Below are 1,470 nucleotides of genomic sequence, written 5' to 3'. Positions count from 1 at the left end.
GCGGCCCCCGGACGGAGCGCAAACGGCGCTGCGGCGCTGGATGCTGCGGCGCAAAACCTTTCGCGTGAAGAGCAAAAACGCCTCAAGCGCGAGCAGGCTGAAAAGCGCAACGCCCTGCACAAGGAAATCAAGCCCCTGCAAAGCAAGTACGATGCTCTGGAAAAGGAGCTCACCAGCGTGCTTGAAAAGCAGGGCCTGGCGGAGGCTCAACTGGCCGACCCCGAAATCTACGCCGACCACGGAAAAGCTGCGGAACTGCTGAAAAGTTTCGAAGCCTGCAAAAAACGCGGCGAAGACATCTTTGAGGAAATGACCGCTCTTGACGAGCGCATGGAAGCCGTGCGCGCACGGTGGAATACAGACGACTGATCCAGCCTGCTGAAGCAAGGCCCGCCTGCGGGTTCCGTTCCGCGTACCGCCGCAGCCACAGGGTATAGCGGCGCAGCCGGGCCGGAGCAAAAAGCCCTTGCCCACGCGCTGTCGTATGCGTGACGGGCATCCTGCGACAGGGCATGGCGCTTGCGTGGCACGGCATAGGGCTTGTGCGCCCGGAACAGTCAGGTGCAAAGGAAAATACCTGGAATGGACTATACACAAACCTTCGACGTGGCGGCGGGCATCATCTGGCGCGGCGGACACTTTCTGGCCTCGCAGCGCCCCACCAACAAGGCTATGGAAGGCTACTGGGAATTTCCCGGCGGCAAACTTGAAGGCGATGAAAGCCCTGAAGAAGCGCTCAAGCGCGAACTGGCGGAAGAACTGGGCATTGGCGTGCGCGAGGCCAGCTACTGGCAGTGCGTGGAGCATTTGTACGCCGACCGCAAGCTCAATGTACGCCTCTATTTCTTTCACGTTACCGACTTTTCCGGCGAGCCATGTCCCGCAGAAGGACAGAACCTGCGCTGGATCAGCCCGGACGAAGCCTCGGCGCTGGACTTTTTGCCCGCGGATTCCGGCGTGCTCGAACAGTTGCTGGCGCTCAGCGCCCTGCGCGAAACTCCCGAATAGCAAAAGCGCCCCATAGCGGCAGCACCAACTCCTTGAATCCTGGGCCACACGACTCAGGATTCAAGACGCTCGCCTGGACGCATGCGGCGGCACTGTTCCTGCGCCTTCGCGGCGCGTCTTCGCTGCATCTTCAGGCGCGTCTTCACGGCGTATCTTTACGGTATTTTTGCGGTATCTTTACGATATCTTCGCGGCGCATCTTCAGGCGCATTCACAACCACATTCACCGGAGAATTGCAGCCAGCGCTGCCCGGATCAGACTCTGGGCCACTGCACGGCGCGTATTTCCGGCTCCTTGCGGGCCGTATTTCTCCTGTGGCCCAGCACCCCGGCCTCTGACCCGATCTGTAGACGAGGTGGGCGACCGTCTGGTGGTTTTCTGCGGCTGCGAAAGCCTGGCCTATGAAAGCTTCGTTATGGGGGCCAAGGCATGGGTGTGCGTTCTGGCAAACATCGCTCCTG

The 1,470-nt window shown here is 60.7% G+C and carries 1 protein-coding gene and 1 pseudogene; both read left to right on the top strand.

Going from position 1 to position 1,470, the window contains the following annotated elements; genetic code table 11:
• A pseudogene (locus V6C16_RS13115) lies at window positions 1–369 on the top strand (ABC transporter ATP-binding protein); the annotation flags it as partial.
• 213 nt (window positions 370–582) lie between these two features.
• Window positions 583–1,008: a (deoxy)nucleoside triphosphate pyrophosphohydrolase gene (locus tag V6C16_RS13110; RefSeq protein ID WP_333534841.1), complete on the top strand. Its 426-nt coding sequence runs from the start codon at window positions 583–585 to the stop codon at window positions 1,006–1,008.
• Window positions 1,009–1,470 lie beyond the last annotated feature (462 nt).

The sequence above is a fragment of the Desulfovibrio sp. 1188_IL3213 genome, from assembly GCF_036763145.1.
Classification (GTDB): domain Bacteria; phylum Desulfobacterota; class Desulfovibrionia; order Desulfovibrionales; family Desulfovibrionaceae; genus Desulfovibrio.
Note: the sequence above shows the minus strand (reverse complement) of the source record. Positions and strands in the feature narration are given on the sequence as shown.